This window comes from Aurantimonas sp. C2-5-R2, assembly GCF_036549495.1.
In the GTDB taxonomy this organism is placed as follows: Bacteria; Pseudomonadota; Alphaproteobacteria; order Rhizobiales; family Rhizobiaceae; genus Aurantimonas; species Aurantimonas coralicida_A.
The window spans coordinates 1-18,504 of record NZ_JAZHLJ010000004.1; the positions used below are offsets into that span (position 1 = coordinate 1).

At 64.6% G+C, this 18,504-nt stretch carries 13 protein-coding genes; 4 read left to right on the forward strand and 9 right to left on the reverse strand.

The window, feature by feature from the left end:
- The coding region (locus VQ044_RS02845; protein ID WP_331827607.1) for an ATP-dependent nuclease at window positions 1–1,510 on the forward strand (1,510 nt) is incomplete at its 5' end.
- A 282-nt stretch (window positions 1,511–1,792) separates the two neighbouring features.
- Entirely contained in the window at window positions 1,793–3,661 is a 1,869-nt protein-coding gene (locus tag VQ044_RS02850; RefSeq protein WP_327645152.1) for an ATP-dependent helicase, read from the forward strand.
- Window positions 3,662–3,735: 74 nt separating this feature from the next.
- On the opposite strand, the gene VQ044_RS02855 is transcribed toward VQ044_RS02850, so the two are convergent.
- From VQ044_RS02855 to ahcY, 4 genes are all read right to left on the reverse strand, one after another.
- Window positions 3,736–4,479 carry a nucleotidyltransferase family protein gene (locus VQ044_RS02855; RefSeq protein ID WP_327645153.1) on the reverse strand — a complete coding sequence of 248 codons (744 nt, stop codon included), beginning with the start codon at window positions 4,477–4,479 and terminating at the stop codon, window positions 3,736–3,738.
- Window positions 4,476–6,047 carry a tRNA (adenosine(37)-N6)-threonylcarbamoyltransferase complex ATPase subunit type 1 TsaE gene (gene tsaE / locus VQ044_RS02860; protein ID WP_327645273.1) on the reverse strand — a complete coding sequence of 524 codons (1,572 nt, stop codon included), beginning with the start codon at window positions 6,045–6,047 and terminating at the stop codon, window positions 4,476–4,478. The genes VQ044_RS02855 and tsaE overlap by 4 nt, the downstream gene beginning before the upstream one ends.
- A gap of 20 nt (window positions 6,048–6,067) precedes the next feature.
- Window positions 6,068–8,674, reverse strand: coding sequence for a PAS domain-containing sensor histidine kinase (locus tag VQ044_RS02865; RefSeq protein ID WP_327645154.1), 2,607 nt, complete (start codon window positions 8,672–8,674; stop codon window positions 6,068–6,070).
- Between the two features lie 218 nt (window positions 8,675–8,892).
- On the reverse strand, window positions 8,893–10,287 hold the full coding sequence (gene ahcY, locus VQ044_RS02870) for an adenosylhomocysteinase (protein WP_327623599.1): 1,395 nt from the start codon (window positions 10,285–10,287) through the stop codon (window positions 8,893–8,895).
- Between the two features lie 198 nt (window positions 10,288–10,485).
- On the opposite strand from ahcY, the gene VQ044_RS02875 reads away from it, so the two are divergent.
- Window positions 10,486–12,285 (forward strand): hypothetical protein, encoded by a 1,800-nt coding sequence (locus VQ044_RS02875; protein ID WP_327645155.1) that lies wholly within the window; start codon window positions 10,486–10,488, stop codon window positions 12,283–12,285.
- A 17-nt stretch (window positions 12,286–12,302) separates the two neighbouring features.
- Here VQ044_RS02875 and VQ044_RS02880 read toward each other — a convergent pair whose 3' ends face one another.
- From VQ044_RS02880 to VQ044_RS02900, 5 genes are all read right to left on the reverse strand, one after another.
- Entirely contained in the window at window positions 12,303–12,686 is a 384-nt protein-coding gene (locus tag VQ044_RS02880; protein WP_442872848.1) for an HPr family phosphocarrier protein, read from the reverse strand.
- Window positions 12,686–13,087 carry a PTS sugar transporter subunit IIA gene (locus VQ044_RS02885; protein WP_253962784.1) on the reverse strand — a complete coding sequence of 134 codons (402 nt, stop codon included), beginning with the start codon at window positions 13,085–13,087 and terminating at the stop codon, window positions 12,686–12,688. The genes VQ044_RS02880 and VQ044_RS02885 overlap by 1 nt, the downstream gene beginning before the upstream one ends.
- 193 nt (window positions 13,088–13,280) lie before the next feature.
- Window positions 13,281–13,736: an HPr kinase/phosphorylase gene (locus VQ044_RS02890; RefSeq protein ID WP_327623601.1), complete on the reverse strand. Its 456-nt coding sequence runs from the start codon at window positions 13,734–13,736 to the stop codon at window positions 13,281–13,283.
- A complete protein-coding gene (locus VQ044_RS02895; protein ID WP_327623602.1) occupies window positions 13,733–15,553 on the reverse strand; it encodes a sensor histidine kinase in 1,821 nt (606 codons plus the stop codon). Before VQ044_RS02895 ends, VQ044_RS02890 begins: the two co-directional genes overlap by 4 nt.
- 7 nt (window positions 15,554–15,560) lie before the next feature.
- Entirely contained in the window at window positions 15,561–16,265 is a 705-nt protein-coding gene (locus VQ044_RS02900; protein WP_327623603.1) for a response regulator transcription factor, read from the reverse strand.
- Window positions 16,266–16,725: 460 nt separating this feature from the next.
- Here VQ044_RS02900 and VQ044_RS02905 point away from each other — a divergent pair, with 460 nt between their 5' ends.
- On the forward strand, window positions 16,726–18,336 hold the full coding sequence (locus VQ044_RS02905) for a phosphoenolpyruvate carboxykinase (protein ID WP_327623604.1): 1,611 nt from the start codon (window positions 16,726–16,728) through the stop codon (window positions 18,334–18,336).
- Window positions 18,337–18,504: the final 168 nt, after the last annotated feature.

The window sequence follows — 18,504 nt, forward strand, 5'->3', positions numbered from 1 at the left end:
CCGTCTGGATCAATCCGCCCAACAACAAGCTCCAACTCCAAGCTTAATCTATCGCTCCGGCTGTCTCACATTCGTTGACACGCTCCGGGCGCTCTGGTCGGTTGATCTTGGCGCTCGCGCGATGGGAGGGGCCGAGCTTATTCAGAATCAGTTCGATGAGGAGGCCCCGGCAAACTTCATCATTGAGCGTCTGACGCACAGGTGGCAGCAGGTTTACGAAGGCGACACGGATACGACCCCCAATCTTCACCTGATCGAGAGCAGGATCGAAGAGCTTGTGCGGCGCGCAGAATTCGTATTCCATCCTGACGAGGCCGGTCGCAACCGAAGCCTCGCCGATCTCAGCGACGGTCAGCGCTCGCTTTTCCATATCGCGCTGACAGCGGCGACACTGGAGACCGAACAGGCTGCGCTTGCGCTCGTTGCCGCGGAGAGCCCGTTCGATCAGGGAAAGCTGCGGCGCACACATCTGACAATTCTCGCGATTGAGGAGCCCGAAAACAGCCTTTCCCCATTCTTCCTGTCCCGGATCGTGACTCAGGCGCGAGAGATCGGCGAAATGGGCACGGCGCAGGCACTCATCTCAAGCCATAGCGCGAGCATCCTCTCCCGCATCGAGGCGGACGAAGTCCGCTACTTCCGACTTGACCGGCAGACACGCCGCGCCTCCGTCAGGCCGCTTACTTTGCCTGGAGACGATACCGAAGCGAGCACCTATGTGCGCCTCGCAGTCCGATCCTACCCGGAGCTCTATTTTGCACGCTTCGTGATTCTGGCGGAGGGGGACTCGGAGCGGATCGTTGTGCCCCGGCTTGCTGAAGCCAAAGGCGTGCCGCTTGATCCGTCATTTGTGCCGGTAGTGCCCCTGGGCGGACGCTATGTCTCGCACTTCTGGAGACTGCTCACCGATCTCGGCATTCCCCACGCCACGCTGCTGGATTTTGATCTTGGCCGCGCCCATGGCGGAGCCAACATGATCCGAACCGCGTTCGCTGCTCTCGAACAGGTGGACCGCGACCTGACCGCAAATCCCCACGTCGTTGATGGCACGATCAATCTCGACGATCTCGAAGATCTGGCCGATGAGGATGTTCTCGACAACTGGGAGGATAATGACTGGCTTCAGGCCCTCAGGCATGAAGCCGTCTTCTTTTCCGACCCCATCGACCTGGATTTCGCGATGTTGGAGGCGTTTCCTGCTGCCTACCAGCACCCAAATCCGGGCGGACGAGGTCCCAGGACAACCGCGGAGGCGATTGTCGAGAAAAAGCACGTCGTTCTCAAAACCAATGGGAATCCCGATATCTACGACGGTGACAAATGGGACGATAGCTTCGCCTGGTATCCATATCTTTTCCTCAGCCGTAGCAAGCCGGAAACTCATCTCGCCGCACTTAGAGGCCGTTTCGAAACCCTGCCAAGACCAGCCTCCATGGTTCACCCGGGACGCCCAAACCCGCGGAAATCGGGTATCATGTCATTGCGGAGCGACCATCCGAGGGGCCTTTGAACCCGCCGCCGTGAGTTTCGAAACGGACTCTTAGAGGCCGTTTCGAAACCCTGCCAAGACCAGCCTCCATGGTTCACCCGGGACGCCCAAACCCGCGGAAATCGGGTATCATGTCATTGCGGAGCGACCATCCGAGGGGCCTTTGAACCCGCCGCAGTGAGTTTCGAAACGGACTCTTAGCAGGATCACTCCTCGAAACCTCGCCCGCCGCGCACCACCGGAACCGCGCGCCCTGATCGATCATGTGAGAGACATTCTGTTTCCCGAGCCGGATGAAGACTGATGCCAGTCGCACCGGAAGATTGGCGACCGCAAGGTGTCGATGACCTTGAGCCGCGAGCCTGGGATGCTCTTCGCGAGACCGCACAGAGCGTTTGCGTTACCGCTGGCGCAGGAGCGGGCAAGACAGAATTTCTGGCGCAGAAAGCCGCCTACCTCCTGCAGACCGGTCTTTGTCAGGAGCCAAAGCGCATCCTTGCGATCAGCTTTAAACGCGATGCCGCACGAAACCTTGCAGCGCGGGTTCGCCAACGCTGCACTGCGGACCAGGCCCGCAGGTTTCACTCGATGACTTTCGATGCGTTCACGAAGCACATGCTGGATCATTTTCGCCTCGCGATCCCCGATGCCTACCGACCGCCAGCTGATTACTGCATCGCCTTTCCCTCAAGACAGGACATAGACTTATTCCTACGCAGGCATGGTCGCCCGGATGTCGGCGCGGACCGCTTTGAAAGGGTGACTGCCCGCACGGCACTGCCGCTTGAAGAAACCGTTGAGAATCCGCGCGCACGAGAGCTGCTTCGGGCTTACTGGGATGACCAGTACGCCATGCCGGACGGCGCGCTGGTTTCCTTTGCGATGATTAACCGCCTCGTTGAGTACATGCTGCGCTCAAATCCAAGGATCAAGCGCGCTCTACGTCTAACCTATCCCTTTGTTTTTCTCGATGAGTTCCAGGACACGACCTATGCGCAATACAGTCTCGTGAATGCCGCGTTCAGAGATAGCAATTCTGTCTTTACGGCTGTCGGAGACGACAAGCAGAAGATTATGGGTTGGGCGGGCGCAATGGATGACGCGTTTGACGAGTTCACCGCCGACTTCAATGCCGTTCGCCATGCGCTTCTCAGGAATTGGAGATCACACGAGGCTCTTGTTGCCGTCCAACATGTCATAGCACGGCAGATCGATCCCGACGTTGAGGAAGTCGAGGCACGCGGTGAGTTGGCGGTCGATGGCGAGACGGCGGCCATCTGGCGGTTCGACAGCCGCGAGCAGGAAGCCGCTCAGATAGCGCGATGGATCAGAAGCGAAGTCGATGAGGGCCGCATTGCCCCGCACGACGTCGCCATCCTTGTGCGCATGCGGGCGAACAACGTTGAAGACGAACTTGCGCCCGTTCTTCGCGACAACGGCCTGACACTGCGAAATCTTGCCAGGAACGTCGGCGAGATCGCCATCCAGGACTTGTTAGCCGAGCCTCTTACGGAAGTCCTTCTTCCTCTGTTCCGGCTTGGCGCAAGTGCGCGCGACCCAGACGCCTGGAACGCTACGCAGGAACGCTTGCAAACTTTGGCGGGCACCAGTCCAGAAGATGAGACCGGCCAGGAGCGTTTGCAGCGCGAGATCGGAGAGTTCTCCAGGAACCTTCGACAGACAATGCGTGACGAGCCGCCTGATCCGGCAGTAGCCGACCGATTGTTCGCGCAGGCCCTGGATTTCACCGGGGTAGAGCGTCTGCGTCAGGCCTACCCCGAATATCGGCGCGACGCTGATTTTCAGCGCGTGCGCAACGGCTTCCAGGTCCTTTTGCGAGAATGTGTCGAGAACGCTGCAGATTGGAGTGGCATTCTTGATCGCTTCGAAGGCAAGGATCAGGTCCCGCTCATGACGATCCACAAGAGCAAGGGCCTTGAATTCCACACCATGATCTTTTTCGGGCTCGATGCCCAGACATGGTGGAGCCTGTCGCCAAATCGCGGCGAAGAACTCAATTCATTTTTCGTCGCTTTTACCCGTGCCAAGCAGCGGGCGTTCTTCGCTTACTGCACCGAGCGGGGCAATGCCATCGGCTGGCTGGAGCAGCTTCTTCTGCCCGCAGGCGTGGAGGAGATTGACGGAGCCGATATCGTCGCCCCCGACGCGTAAGAACGGCAGGTTCCGGGATCAGGAAACCAGGTCCGCAACGACCATGATGGGCGCAAAGGCGTCTTCCCCACCCCCTACGCGGCGGCGCTGGCGACGAACGCGGCTTCGGCGAGTGGAATCGCGGCGGGGGTGCCGACGGTGATCCACAGGCCGCCGAGCCTGACGCCGAACAGGCGGTCGGCTTCGACGGCATTGTCGAAAATGCGGTTGAGCGAGAATTTCTCTTCCTTCATGCCGGCGAATACCTCCGGCTTGAGGATCGCCGCGCCGGCATAGATGAAGGGCGACATGTCGCGCTCCTCGACGCGGGTGAGCCGCCCCTCGGCGTCCATGACGAAATCGCCGGGCCCGTCATAGCCAGTCGCCTGGCGCATGTCGGCGATCAGCAGCGACACGTCCATGCGGGCGGGGTCCCACAAGCTCGCCAGAAGGTCGAGATTGTCGCGGTAGCCGTCGATCCAGAAGGTGTCGGAATTGATCACGTAGAACGGCTCGGTGCCAAGCTCCGGCAACGCCTTGACCAGGCCGCCGCCCGAATCCAGCAGTTCGTCGCGCTCGTCGGAGATGACGATCTCCATGTCCTTGCGCTTGCGCAAATGGGCGCGCATCAGGTCCGGCAGGTAATGGACGTTGACGACGACCTTCTTGACGCCGTTGCGGGCCAGGGCGTCGAGGCCGTAATCGATCAGCGCCTTCCCACGAATTTCCACCAGCGGCTTCGGGATGGTCGAGGTGATCGGGCGCATCCGTTTGCCGAGGCCGGCGGCAAGCACCATCGCGGTGGTTGGCTTGAAGGCGGCGGCGGGTTTTTCGATCATGGGCTATTATCCGAGGGTCTGATGGGCTGGGGCGCGTCGTCGTCGAGGACGCCCCAGTCCTGGTAAAGGGCGCGGAGCGCGGCCAAAGCGGGATGGCCGAGCGTGCGCCGAAGATAGGCCTTTATCCGCGGTATGTGACGCAGATATTGCGGCTTGGCGTCCCGTTCCAGCAGGCGGACGAAAATGCCGAGGATTTTCGACGCCCGCTGCGCCGCCATGATGGCGTAGGCGCGCTGAAAACCGTCCGCGTCGAAGCCGCCCTCCGCCTGGCGCAGCGCGACGTAGTGGGCGACCAGCCGGGCTTCCAGTTCCGCCGGGATATCGACGCGCGCATCCTGGCTGAGCGAGGCGACGTCGTAGGCGGAGGGGCCGATGACGGCGTCCTGGAAATCGATCAGCCCGATGCGCTGGCGGCCGGATTCGCCGGGGCGCCAGATGATGTTGGGCGAGTGGAAGTCGCGCAAGGTGAGGCTGGTCTCGGCGGTGGCGAGGGCGTCGAACAGGCCGTTCCAGATATCGGCGAAGGACGCCCGCTCGTTGTCCGTGGCGGGGCGGCCCTTGGCGCGCGGCAGATACCAGTCGACGATCAGCTCGACCTCGATCTCGAGGGCGCCGCGATCATAGGCGGGCATGGGGTGGACGAACCCATCCGCGACCGGCATCTCGCGCGGCCAGGGCGTGGCGTGCAACTCGGCGAGGCAGGCGATCGCCGCCTCGTAGCGCTCGGGCACCGGCCGGCCGGCATCGTCGAGCAGCGTGTCCGAGCCCAGATGGTCGATCAGCAAGAAGCCGTTGTCGAGATCGGCCTTGCGGATCGCCGGGGCGGCGAAACCGGCAGCCGACAGGCATTGCGCGACCGCGACGAAGGGGGGGACGTCTTCGGCGAGATGGGCGATGCGGCTGTAGGAGAGGCCGTTCTGGACCGGCGGCCCGTCCGGCTGGCGCTGCGCGTCCATCAGGACCAGCGTTTCACTATTGGCCTCGACGGTCTCGTAGCGGCGCGTCGAGGCATCGCCGGTGAAGCGGCGGCGGGGCGCCTCGGCAAGGCCGGCTCCGGCGAGGAATTCGCGGATCGCGAGGCTGCGGCGGATGCGGGTGCCGGCGGTCTCGATCGCGCTGATCGTGGCGATGCGTCCGCCGCCCGGCGCCATGGCCAGTTCGACGACGATCGTGGCGGCGGCAAGGGCGCTCGGCGCGTTCTGCGGCCATTCGACGAGGGCGATGCCGTCGCGGGCGCTGTCCTCGAAGCCGAGTTCGTCGAGCTCATTGTCGCCGGCGAGGCGATAGAGATCGAAATGGGCGACCGGCGGCGTCGTCGCGTAGGCCTGCACCAGCGTATAGGTCGGCGAGGGCACGTCGAGGCCGGGATCGTCGGCCAGCGTGCGGATCGCCGCCCGCGCCAGGGTGGATTTGCCGGCGCCCAGATCGCCGACGAGAGCGACGACGTCGCCGGCTCTGAGCGCCAGCGCCAGATCGGTGCCGAGACGCCGCGTCGCCGCGTCGTCGGCCAGCGTCAGGCAGGCAATCGCGGCGAGCGGCGGGGATTCGGGGAACGTGTCGTCGATCATCCGCGGGGCATTTAGGGCGGTCACTCGGCCGCGTCCTCGAATCGCGCCTGCTCCGAACCGATCTCACCAGGCGAGGTGGGATCGAGCGGGAAGGTGCAGGTGACGGTGGTACCGCGATCGGGGCCTGAATCGATGTGCGTCGTGCCGTGGTGCAGTTCGACGAAGCTCTTGACGATCGACAGCCCGAGGCCGGCGCCCGATTGCCGTGCCCCGGCCGTGCTGGCCTCGAAGCGCTCGAACATCCGGTCGATGCGGTCGGGGGCGATGCCGGGGCCGTGGTCGGTCACGCCGAAGGAGATCGTGCCGGCCTCGCGCCGCGCCGTCAGCGCGACGGCGGAGCCCGACGGCGCGAAATTCGCCGCGTTGGACAAAAGGTTGAACAGGATCTGGGTCAGGCGATGGCCGTCGGCGAAAAATGTCCCGCCGGCCTGGCTGAGATCGACATCGAGCGTGACCTCGGCATCCGCGAGGCGCTCGCGTACACCGTCGACCGCATGTTCGACGGTTGCGGCGATGTCGACCTCGGACAATTCGAGTTCCATGATGCCGGCGTCGACCGTGGCCAGATCCAGAATGTCGTTGACGATCGTCAGGAGCGACGACGTCGAGGTCGAGATATAGCCAAGATACTCGTTCTGGCGTTCGTTGAGCGGACCGGTATCACGCGAGCGCAGCAACGCCGAGAAGCCGATGATGTTGGTCAGCGGCGAGCGCAGCTCGTAGTTCACATGCTGGACGAAATCGTTCTTGATCTGGTTCGCCTGTTCCAGCGCCTCGTTCTTTTCGCGCAGCATCCGCTCGGCCTCGCGGGCGTCGGAAATGTCGGAGAAGGTCAGCATGGTCTGGCCGTTCGGCAGCGGCACGATGCCATAGGCGATGGTGTGGCCCGAGGAGAGCGTCAGTTCGCCGGTCTCCGTATCGCGCCCGGCCTCGTCGAGGGCGGTGACCGCCTGGCTGAACAAGGGCCATCCCGCGCCTTGCGCGCTGTCGCCGTCCGCCGGGATCGTCACGGTCGCAAGGTCCGGCAGGGTGTGGATGCGGGGCCGCGACAGGAGATAGTCTGGATCGAAGCCGAACATCTCGGCGAAGGCCGGATTCGACAGCCGCAGCCGTCCGTCGCTGCCGAACACGGCGACCGCCTCGCTCAGATAGTCGATGGTCTCGCGCTGCAGCTGGACGGTCGACTTGACCTGGCTTTCCAGTTCCAGCTTTTCGGTGATGTCCTCGAACACCCAGGTGGCGCCGCCGCGCGGCTGCGGTGTCGCGATGACCCTGAGGGTACGCCCGTCCGACAGATGCCACAGCGTCTCCGTCGGCTCGGTCGCCCGATAGGCGGCGAGATCCTGGTCCTGGATTTCGCTGCGGAACAGCTTTTCCGTCGGCAGAATGCCGCGTGTCCTGAGATTGTCGAGCAGCGAAAGATGGTCGGGCTCGGACTCCAGATAGGCGTTGGTGAGGTCGAACAGCCGTTGCAGCGCCGCGTTGTAGTAGGTCAGGCGGGTTTTTTCGTCGAACCGCGCGACCGCCGTGGTCAATTGATCCAGCGTCTCGGACTGGCTGTCGATGGTCTGGCGCAGCTCCATGCGAACCTGTTCGGTTTCCGACACGTCGATCGCGATTCCGGCCGAGCCGAGCGGACCCGACGCCTCGACGACGGCGAAGTTCCGGCGGTCGGCCTCGACCACCGTCGACAGCTTGCCGGAGAAGATCCGATCCTCACTGAGGCGCGCGCCGATCGTCCGGCGATCCTGCTCGCTGAGAAATTCGATCTGCCGGTCGAGGCTGTCGGCAACCGTCCTCGCATCGACAGCACGCGCATAGGCCTCGTTGATCCAGGTCAGACGGGCGTCCTGATCGCGCAGCCAGATCGGCAGCGGCGCGGCATCGAAGAGGTTCTGCATCGTCTCGATCGTCGCGAGCGAGCGGCGGTGGGCGACATCGAGCTCATGAAGCCGTTCGCGCACGCCTTCCAGAAGGACGAACCGCACCACCGCGAGGCCCCCCAATGTGCTGCCCGTCGCCTCGATCATGCGGCCGCGCTGCAGGTCGATCTCGAGCCGGAAAGTTTCGGCGTCGCTACGCAGCCTGCCGATCGCTCCGGCGAGGCTCTCAGCGTCCTGCCGCGGCATCCAGTCGGTGAAGGCGAGAAAGCGCTTTTCCTCCGCTGGCGCTCCGCAGGTTCCGGGCAGGATGCCGAAGACTTCCGCTTCGCCCGCTCCGGCGTAGACGACGAGCCGTTCCGCGCCTGCCGCCAGAAGCGCGGCTCGCGCGTCGGCCTCGGCGCGGCTCTCGGCCAGGCTCGCGCGCAAGGTTTCGTTCTCGGCGGCGATCGCCGCGCGCTGGCGGATCAGGAAGACCGCGCTCAGCATGGCGGCACCCAGCAGCATGGCGAGAAGCGCGAGATACAACACATCGACCGGGCTCAGCATAGCGTCGACGCCGCCGGCGATCGTGTACAGTTGGGCGCGGGCGACTACCGGCGTCAGGATGATCCCCAGAGCCAGGCTGGCCGCCGCGGCGATGGCCCCGTCGCTCGGCCCTCTGTCATTCGCTACCAGCCCGATGGGATCGGAATCGCTCCTTGTCCGGAAAGCGCCCGCGCGCCCGGATCCGAAACCCTCGATCATCTTGTCTGCCCCCGTATGTTGCCGCCGCTTTTTCGAGACATGACTCAAGGAAACGCGATCACGCCGGCCAGCCGCCCCCGGACCGCCGCGATTCGGTCATGGTAACTCCTGTAAGATCTTACGCAATCCAGAAGAAAGCGGGTCCGCCAAAAAGAAAAAGCCGCCGGGATAGCTTGCATCCCGACGGCTCTTCTGAATGTGCTGACGACGCGACGGTGTCAGTAACGGTAATGCTCGGGTTTGTAGGGACCCTGAGGCGTCACGCCGATGTAGGCGGCCTGCTCCTCAGAGAGGACGCTCAACCTTGCGCCGAGCTTGTCGAGATGCAGCCGTGCAACTTTCTCGTCCAAATGCTTCGGCAGCACATAGACTTCGTTCTTGTACTGTTCGCTCTTGGTGAAGAGTTCGATCTGCGCCAGCGTCTGGTTGGTGAAGGACGCCGACATGACGAAGCTCGGATGGCCGGTGGCATTGCCGAGATTGAGCAGTCGGCCCTCGGACAGAAGCAGGATCCGCTTGCCGTCCGGGAAGGTGATCATGTCGACCTGTGGCTTGATGTTCGTCCATTTGAGATTGCGCAGCGCGTCGATCTGAATCTCATTGTCGAAATGGCCGATATTGCCGACGATCGCCATGTCCTTCATGGCGCGCATGTCGTCGATGCGCACGACATCCTTGTTGCCGGTCGTGGTGATGATGATGTCGGCCGTCGGCGCCGCGTCTTGCAGCGTCACGACCTCGAAGCCGTCCATCGCCGCCTGCAGGGCGCAGATCGGATCGACCTCGGTCACCTTGACCCGGGCACCGGCGCCGAGGAGCGAAGCGGCCGAGCCCTTGCCGACATCGCCATAGCCGCAGACCAGGGCGACCTTGCCGGCCATCATCACGTCGGTCGCGCGGCGGATGCCGTCGACCAGCGATTCCTTGCAGCCATATTTGTTGTCGAATTTCGACTTGGTGACGCTGTCGTTGACGTTGATCGCCGGAAACGGCAGCAGCCCCTTCTTCTGCAACTGGTAGAGCCGGTTGACGCCGGTGGTGGTCTCCTCGGTGACGCCCTTGATGGCATCGCGCTGGCGGGCGAAGAAGCCCGGCGTCTCGGCCATGCGCTTCTTGATCTGCGCGAAGAGGATCTCCTCTTCCTCGTTGCCGGGATTGGACAGGACGTCCTCGCCGGCCTCGGCGCGCGCGCCGGTCAGGATGTACATCGTGGCGTCGCCGCCGTCGTCGAGGATCATGTTGGTGGGCTGGCCGTCCGGCCACTGGAAGATCTTGTCGGTATAGGTCCAGTAGTCCGTGAGGCTTTCGCCCTTGATCGCATAGACCGGCGTGCCGGTGGCGGCGATCGCCGCCGCGGCCTGGTCCTGGGTGGAGAAGATGTTGCAGGACGCCCAGCGCACCTCGGCTCCGAGCGCCTGAAGCGTTTCGATGAGCACCGCGGTCTGGATCGTCATGTGCAGGGACCCGGTGATCCGCGCGCCCTTGAGCGGCTTGTCGGCGCCGAATTCCTCGCGGCAGGCCATCAGGCCTGGCATTTCGGTTTCGGCAATGTCCATCTCCTTGCGGCCCCAGTCCGCGAGCGAGAGATCCTTGACGACGTAGTCGTTGGCCATGCGGCGTCCATTCGTGCTGGAAAAGAATATCGTGCCGGAGCCTGGCTCCAGCGTTCTCGGCGACGCCATAGCAGGCGGAGACCGTCGCGGCAAGAGGATATAAACATTTGCTTATGTCTTGATGGGGTGCGGCATTTTGACGGCACGGCGTTTCGCGGTAGCTTGGCCCGCTGGGATATCGTCGGGGAGGACGGCCGCATGGGCGTGAAGATTGCGGTGCTGGCTGCGGCCATGGCCGCTATGGGGGTGACGAGCGTCCAGACCGCCGCGGCCCAGACCGTCGCTGCCCAGATCGTTCCGGCGCAGCGGCCGGTGGCAACGGCGGACACCAAATGGCCCGACGGGTTCATCGCCTTCGCGCTTCCCTATTCCCCCTATGTGTTCGACCTCGTCGTCTATGCGGGCCGCAGTGTCGCCGAGATCACCTATGGGACGCGCCGCTACGATCCGGTGACGCGGTCGCTGGTGGTGACCGACCTTGAGATTCGCCGCGATGCGTTCCAGGCGAGCATTGGCCAACTCCGCGTGTCCGGCGACGAGGCCGTGTATGAGAACGTTGCCGTCGACACGCGGGTCCTGCCGCTCGATCCCACGACACGCGCCGTCTTGCGCAAGCTGGACCGGGAGATCGTGACGGGGGATGTCGCGTTGACCGGCCGCGTGGACGCGGCGGCGGCGGATTACGATCTGAGCGCGTCGCTGCGGATCGACGGTGCCGGCACGTTGGAGATCACCGCCGACCTCGAAGGCTTCCATATTCTCGCACCGCTCGAGGGTTTCGACGACGCCGAGGCGGGCGGAAGCCCGAAACTCGCGGGCCAGCTGCGATCGGCCCGGATCGCCTTCGCCGATGCAGGTCTCGCTTCGGTGCTGTACGAGGTCTTCGGCGGGCAGCAGGGCATGACCGCCGAGCAGGCCCGCGGCACGGCCTCGATGATGGCCGGAATTGGTGTGACGGCGCTATTTTCCGACCTGCCCGGGGGGCAGAGCCCGCGCCTTCAGGAGATGGCCCGCAGCTGGTCGGCGACGATCCAGTCGTTTTTGACCCAGCCGGATCGGCTCGAGGTGTCGCTTGATCCGGCATCGCCCCTCGACCTCGCCCGCCTGACGCAAGGGGCAATGGGCGCTGAGGATATTCTGGCTCTCAACCCGACGGTTGTGGCAGGAACGTCGCAGCTCATCGCGCTCGTCGATCCGACGACGATCACGCTCGCCCCCGACGGACCGATCGAAGCGGTCCTGCCGGCGGCCGAGGCGTTGATCGAAGGCCGGGGCGTTCCGCAGGATATCGCGCGTGGCGTGACGCTCCTTCTGCCCGCGGCCGGTTCGGACAACCGGGCCGCGATCGGCCTTCTTGCCCGTGCACTGGCGCTCGATCCCGGCGTCGCGATCGCCCAGGAGCAATTGCGCGGCGCTTATGTCGCGATGCTCCTGGCCAAGGCGGACCGGCTGTCCGTCCAAAACGCCAGTCTCGACGCGCTCCGCCGCCGGCTGAGCCCGGACGAGCTGGCCGTAGCCGAGGACGAGGCCTTGCAGCGCTGGCGGCGGACCAAGATCGGCGAATCGCAGCGCCAGATCGAGGTCGGCGCGTTCGAGGCGCATGATTGGTCGACGATCCGTCGCCTGGCGTTTGCTTATTACGAAGGCGCGACGATGCCGCGTAACCTGATGCGTGCCTATGGCTGGGCGTCGATCGCCGCCGCCGGGGGCGACCGGATCGCCGCCGGCCTGCGCGACAATTTGACGGCGGCGGTGAGCGAGGGCCGGATCGTGTTGCCGATGGAGCGGGCGCGCAAGGCGACCGACGATCTGTGGGGGTTGATCATCTCCGATTCGTCCGCTGATGGTGCCCCCGATGCCGACGCGGAGCAGCCCGATGTGAAGGCGTCGGATTCCGCGTCGCCGGGATCGCCTTCCGTTTCTCCGGACGGGACGGCTGAAGGAGCGCCCGACGCGGACGACGGCAATGCAGCCGACCGTCCCGGCTCGGCTGATTAAGCGATGCGGTCCGCCGTTCAGGCGGACTCGCCGAAGCGATCAGCGACAAGCGCTTCGATCGCATCGAGCGCGGCTTCGGCGTCCGCTCCCCGCGCCGCTACCTCGATGACCGTTCCCTGGCTGGCCGCCAGCATCATCAGGCCCATGATCGACTGACCGCCCACGGTCAGGCCATCGCGCGAGATCGTCAATTCGGCGTCGAAGGCCTCGGCGGTCTGGACGAAGCGGGCGGAGGCGCGGGCGTGCAGACCACGCCGGTTGACGATTGTCAGGCTGCGCGGCGGCGGCGGCCCGTCGGCGCCCTTGCCGCGGGGCGGCGCGACCGCGACAGACGGGACTTCCGCCCCGGTCACCGTCTTTGGTTTTTCATGAGGGTCAGAATTGTCGAGGCGTCGCGTCATCATTTTCCGCTGAGGACGCGGCTGGCGACATTGATGTATTTGCGGCCGGCTTCCTGTGCGGCGACGAGCGCCTCGGCAAGCGGCTTTTCCTCCCGCACGCTCGCCAGTTTGATCAGCATCGGCAGGTTCACCCCCGCGAGCACGTCGACATGGGTGCCATCCATCACCGAAATGGCGAGATTAGAAGGCGTTCCGCCGAACATGTCGGTGAGGATGATCACCCCGTCACCCCGTTCGGCGCGGGCGACGGCCTCGACGATGTCGACGCGGCGCTGCTCCATGTCGTCCTCGGGGCCGATCGAGATCGTCTCGAAGGCGTCCTGCGGACCGACCACATGTTCCACCGCGTGCCGAAATTCGTCGGCGAGCCGGCCGTGAGTCACGAGTACCAACCCGATCATGCGCGCAACGCTTGGATTGCCTGGCCCGACATTTGATGAACTCCCTAAAATCGGCGACCGGTCTCACCGGTCGCCATGGCCTGGCGACGGCAGGCGCATCAGCCTCCGGTCAGTAGCGGGCGCATCTTGTCATCCTGCCGTCGATGCGCAAGTCAAATGATAGCGCATACCCGCAGGAATCGATCGATGAACGTCATCGACCGTCGACCAAGGGCGACATGACAAGGGAGACGAGGATGTCGGCGCCGAAGGCAGCAGCGCGCGCGGGCAGGCGGGCATGGCGCACGCTGACATCGAGAATCGTGATCGTGCCGTTCTCCGGCAGGCGCTCGATCGCCGTCGGATCGCACAAATCGACGACGAGGCCGAGGTCGGCGGAAGCCACAGTTTCCTCGCGCAGGATGCCGATTCCCGAAACCTCGATCAGCCCGCGCAGATTGGCCGGAGCGCTCAGGACAATGCCGGCGTCGCTTCGCGTTACGACGACCCGGTCATCGGCCACGAGGCGGGCGGGAAGGCCGAGCGAAGCGCCGCGCCGCAAGGCGGACAGGCAGAGCGCCGACTTGCCGCTGCGCGCCGGGCCGCGAACCAGGACACCCAGACCGCCGATCGCGATCGCGCAGCCGTGCAGATTGGCGGACTGGCTCATTCGGCCGGCAACGAGACGGTGAAGCGGGCGCCGGCGACACCATTCGGCGCGTCCCCGTCCTCGATGTTTTCCGCCCGCAGCGTGCCGCCATGGGCCTCGACGATCTGCCGGCTGATCGACAGGCCGAGGCCGGAGTTCTGTCCGAAATCTTCCTCGGCCGGACGGTCGGTGTAGAAGCGCTCGAAAATGCGGTCGATGATCTCGGCCTGGATGCCCGGTCCGTTGTCCTCGATCGTGACGACGACGCGCTGGCCGCGCCTACGCAAGAGGACATCGATCCGGCCGTTGGTCTCCGGGACGAAGGATCGGGCGTTCTCGATCAGGTTGGTGAACACTTGGCCGAGCCGCAGATCATGCCCGGTAACGACATAGCCACGCTTCATCGAAGCGGGCAATCGTTGCTTCTCGAAGGTGATCTTCACATCACGGCGCGCCCGCGAATTGCCGCGGGCGCCATCGACTACAGAGCGTAAAAGCGCGGCCAGATCGACCTTCTGGGCGATCTGTCGGGCAAGTTCGGCGTCAAGGCGCGAGGCGTCGGCGATGTCGGTGATCAGCCGGTCGAGCCGCCGGACGTCGTGCTGGATGATCTCGAGCAGGCGCTTCTTGGAGGTTTCGGTGCGGGCCAGCGGCAGCGTCTCCACCGCGCTGCGCAGCGAGGTCAGCGGATTTTTCAGTTCGTGGGACACGTCGGCGGCGAAGGATTCGATCGCGTCCATACGCGCATAGAGCGCATTGGTCATGTCGCGAAGAGCGGTCGCGAGATTGCCGACCTCGTCGGCGCGATCGCCGAAATCGGGGATCGCCGCCCGCTCGTCGACGCCGCGCCGAACCCGGATCGCCGCCGCCGAGAGGCGCCGCAGCGGCGTCGCGATAGTCGAGGCGAGCAGGATCGACAGGACGATGGTCACGATCGCGGCGACGGCGAAAACCCGGACGATCGCCATGCGCTCCGCCTGGACGATCTTGTCGATGTCGCCGCCCTGGGTCGACAGGAGCAGCACCCCGAGCACGGCACGGAAGCGCTGGATCGGCACCGCCACCGAGACGATGAGTTCGGCGCTCTCGGTGGCCCGTACGACCGTGGCCGGGCCGCCGGTCAGCGCGTTCATCACCTCCGGATAGGCGGCGCCCGATCCGCCCGGCGTCTCGCGATAGATCGGCAGGTCGCTGCGCTGGAACAGATGACGGAACCAGTTGACCGCCGCGTCGACGAAGGCCGGCTCCTCCTCGGCCACGGGCGGCAGATTGTAGCGCAGGATCTGGCCGCGCGAATAAAGATGCCGCGAATCGAGGATCAGATTGGCGTCGCGGTCATAGAGCCGCGCCCGCGTGCGGGTCGGCGAGATCAGCCGGCGCAGCAATGGCGCGACGCGCTCCGGATTGATCGGAAACTCCAGGCTGTCGGTGATGTCGGCGCTTGGGGCCAGCGTGTCGCCGGCCTGCAGTTCCAGGAGGCGCTCCGGATCGAGGGTGATCGAGTTGGTCTCGACCGTCGCCGATGACGCGATGGCGCTGGCGATGATTTCGCCTTGGGTCAGAAGGCTTTCGACGCGCGCGTCGATGAGCCCGGCCCGGAACTGGTTGAGATAGAGGATGCCCGAGACGAGGACGATCAGCGCCACGAGGTTGAGGAAGACGATGCGCCGCGTCAGCGAGGAAAAGATCGTATGGCCGAGCAGTCGCCGCGCCTGATAGAGGACGCGTCGGATCAGCGGCAGCCGCCGCAGCCGTTTGCGCAGGATCGCCTCGCGGCGCTGCCCCTTCGGCCCGACACCGCCGCCGTCGTCCTCGTTGGGCTCGGCTATCGAGACCATGCGCGCCTCAAGCTTCGCGGAAACGATAGCCGACGCCGTAGAGGGTCTCGATCATGTCGAAATCGTCGTCGATCACCTTGAACTTCTTGCGAAGCCGCTTGATGTGACTGTCGATCGTGCGATCGTCCACATAGACCTGCTCGTCATAGGCCGCGTCCATCAGGGCATCGCGGCTCTTCACCACGCCCGGCCGCTGGGCGAGCGAGTGGAGGATCAGGAACTCGGTCACCGTCAGGGTGACCGGCTGGCCCATCCAGGTGCAGGTGTGCCGTTCCTGGTCCATGACCAGCTGGCCGCGCTCGAGCGAGGATTCAGGCGTCGGCACGCCGGTCTTGGCGACGCCCTCACGCGCCGCCCCACGCCGCAGCAGCGCCCGCACCCGCTCGACCAGAAGCCGCTGCGAAAACGGTTTGCGGATGTAGTCGTCGGCGCCCATTTTCAAGCCGAAGAGCTCATCGATCTCCTCGTCCTTCGACGTCAGGAAGATCACTGGCAGATCGGACTTCTGCCGCAGGCGCCTGAGCAGTTCCATGCCGTCCATGCGCGGCATCTTGATATCGAAGATCGCAAGATTGGGTGGGCGCGACTGCAGACCTTCGAGGGCGGACGCCCCGTCGGTGTAGGTCTCGACCCGGTAGCCCTCATTCTCAAGGGCGATGGAAACCGACGCGAGAATATTCCTGTCGTCGTCGACCAGGGCGATCGTAGGCATTGCGGTACTCTCCATTTTCCACCCTCCACGCGACATCGCTGTCGTTTGAAGCGCCCAGCTGTCTCGCCGGTTGCCGACGGTCTTTTGTCCGGCGGCAGGCCTGTCCCTTCTGGGAGAAGGCCGGTCGATCCGGACCTCCCCGCTGTTGGCGCGATAGTATCGCCCATCTGCGGTAAATGTGGCGGAATGACAAAATTACAAAGCCGCGGGCGCTAAAGTCGAAAGGCCGCGCCCGCGTTGCGGAGCATCGTGCGAAAAAAATCGCCGACATATCAAACGATTTGTAGAGCGGATCGAACCGATTAGAATGATCCATCGCCAGTCTAAATCGATTAACATCCTGTTTCGATTAAGCATTCCCGGATGAATCGGGTTGATCGGCAGGCCCTCGGGCAGTATCAAGCAGGTCTATTGCGAGACCGCTTGCTGAGGAGCGGCCGCACGGCATGGGAGATGACGGGTGGACGAGATCGGCACGCGCAACGCCAATAGCGGGATCGAGACGACGGGATTGTCGGATCTGTCCTCGGTACGGTGGAACCTCAAGGAAGCGGAACTGGTGGAGACCGCCGTCAGGCGGGGCGAGGGACAGTTGACGGCGCACGGTGCTTTTGCCGCCGTCACCGGCAAGCACACGGGTCGATCGCCGAAGGATAAATTCCTCGTCCGCGACGACACCACCGATCCCGTGGTCTGGTGGGACAACAACGCGGCGATGGAGCCCGAGGTTTTCGAGCGGCTCTACGACGATTTCAAGGCCGCCGCGAAAGGCCGTGATCTGTTCGTGCAGGATCTGATCGGCGGCGCCGATCCGGCCAATGCGATCCGCGTGCGCGTCGTCACCGAATACGCCTGGCACTCCTTGTTCATCCGCACGCTTTTGATCCGCCCGACCGAGGATCAACTGAAGGACTTCGTGCCGGAGATGACGATCATCGACCTGCCGTCGTTCAAGGCCGATCCGGAGCGTCACGGCTGCCGCTCCGAGACGGTGATCGCCGTCGACATGACGCGCAAGATCGTCCTGGTCGGCGGCAGTTCCTATGCCGGCGAGATGAAGAAGTCGGTGTTCTCGGCACTCAATTTCCTCCTGCCGGAGCGCGGCGTCATGCCGATGCATTGTTCGGCCAATGTCGGTCCGGACGGCGACGCGGCGGTCTTCTTCGGCCTGTCCGGCACCGGCAAGACGACCCTGTCGGCCGACCCGCACCGCACCCTGCTCGGCGACGACGAGCACGGGTGGGGCGAGGATGGCATCTTCAATTTCGAGGGTGGCTGCTACGCCAAGACGATCCGCCTGTCGGCCGAGGCCGAACCCGAAATCTTCGCGACCACCCGCCGCTTCGGCACGGTGCTGGAGAACGTCGTGCTCGATGCCGACCGGGTGCCCGACTTCGACGACGGTTCGCTCACCGAGAACGCCCGCGCCGCCTATCCGCTGCACTTCATTCCCAATGCGAGCGAGACCGGCCGCGACGGCCATCCGAAGAACATCATCATGCTGACCGCCGACGCGTTCGGCGTGATGCCGCCGATCGCCCGGCTGACCCCGGCCGAGGCCATGTACCACTTCCTGTCCGGCTACACCGCGAAGGTCGCCGGAACGGAAAAGGGCGTGACCGAGCCCGAGGCGACCTTCTCGACCTGCTTCGGCGCACCGTTCATGCCGCGTCACCCCTCGGAATACGGCAATCTCCTGCGCGATCTGATCGGTCGCCACGACGTCGATTGCTGGCTGGTCAACACCGGCTGGACCGGCGGCGCCTACGGCACCGGCCATCGCATGCCGATCAAGGCGACTCGCAAGCTTCTCGCCGCCGCGCTCGACGGCTCGCTGAAGGACGCCGAGTTCCGCACCGATCCGAATTTCGGCTTCCAGGTGCCGGTCGCGGTGGAGGGCGTCGACAGCGCCATCCTGGACCCGCGCTCGACCTGGGCCGATACGGCGGCCTACGACGCCCAGGCGAGAAAGCTGGTCGAAATGTTCCGCAACAACTTCGCGAAATTCGAGAGCCACGTCGATGCCGACGTGCTCGAGGCCGCGCCGGCCCAGGCGATGGCGGCCGAATAGCCCCGCCACGCAAAGACCGTTCGTTCGAGCAAAGGCTCGCGGCCCCGGCTGCGGGCCTTTTCGTTTGCCGATAGGCGCGGCGTGAGGCGGGCGCGTTGCGATCACCGAAGACCCTCTATAGTGCGATCAGGCCGAACCGGGATCGCAAGGGAAGCCGGGCGGCAAGCG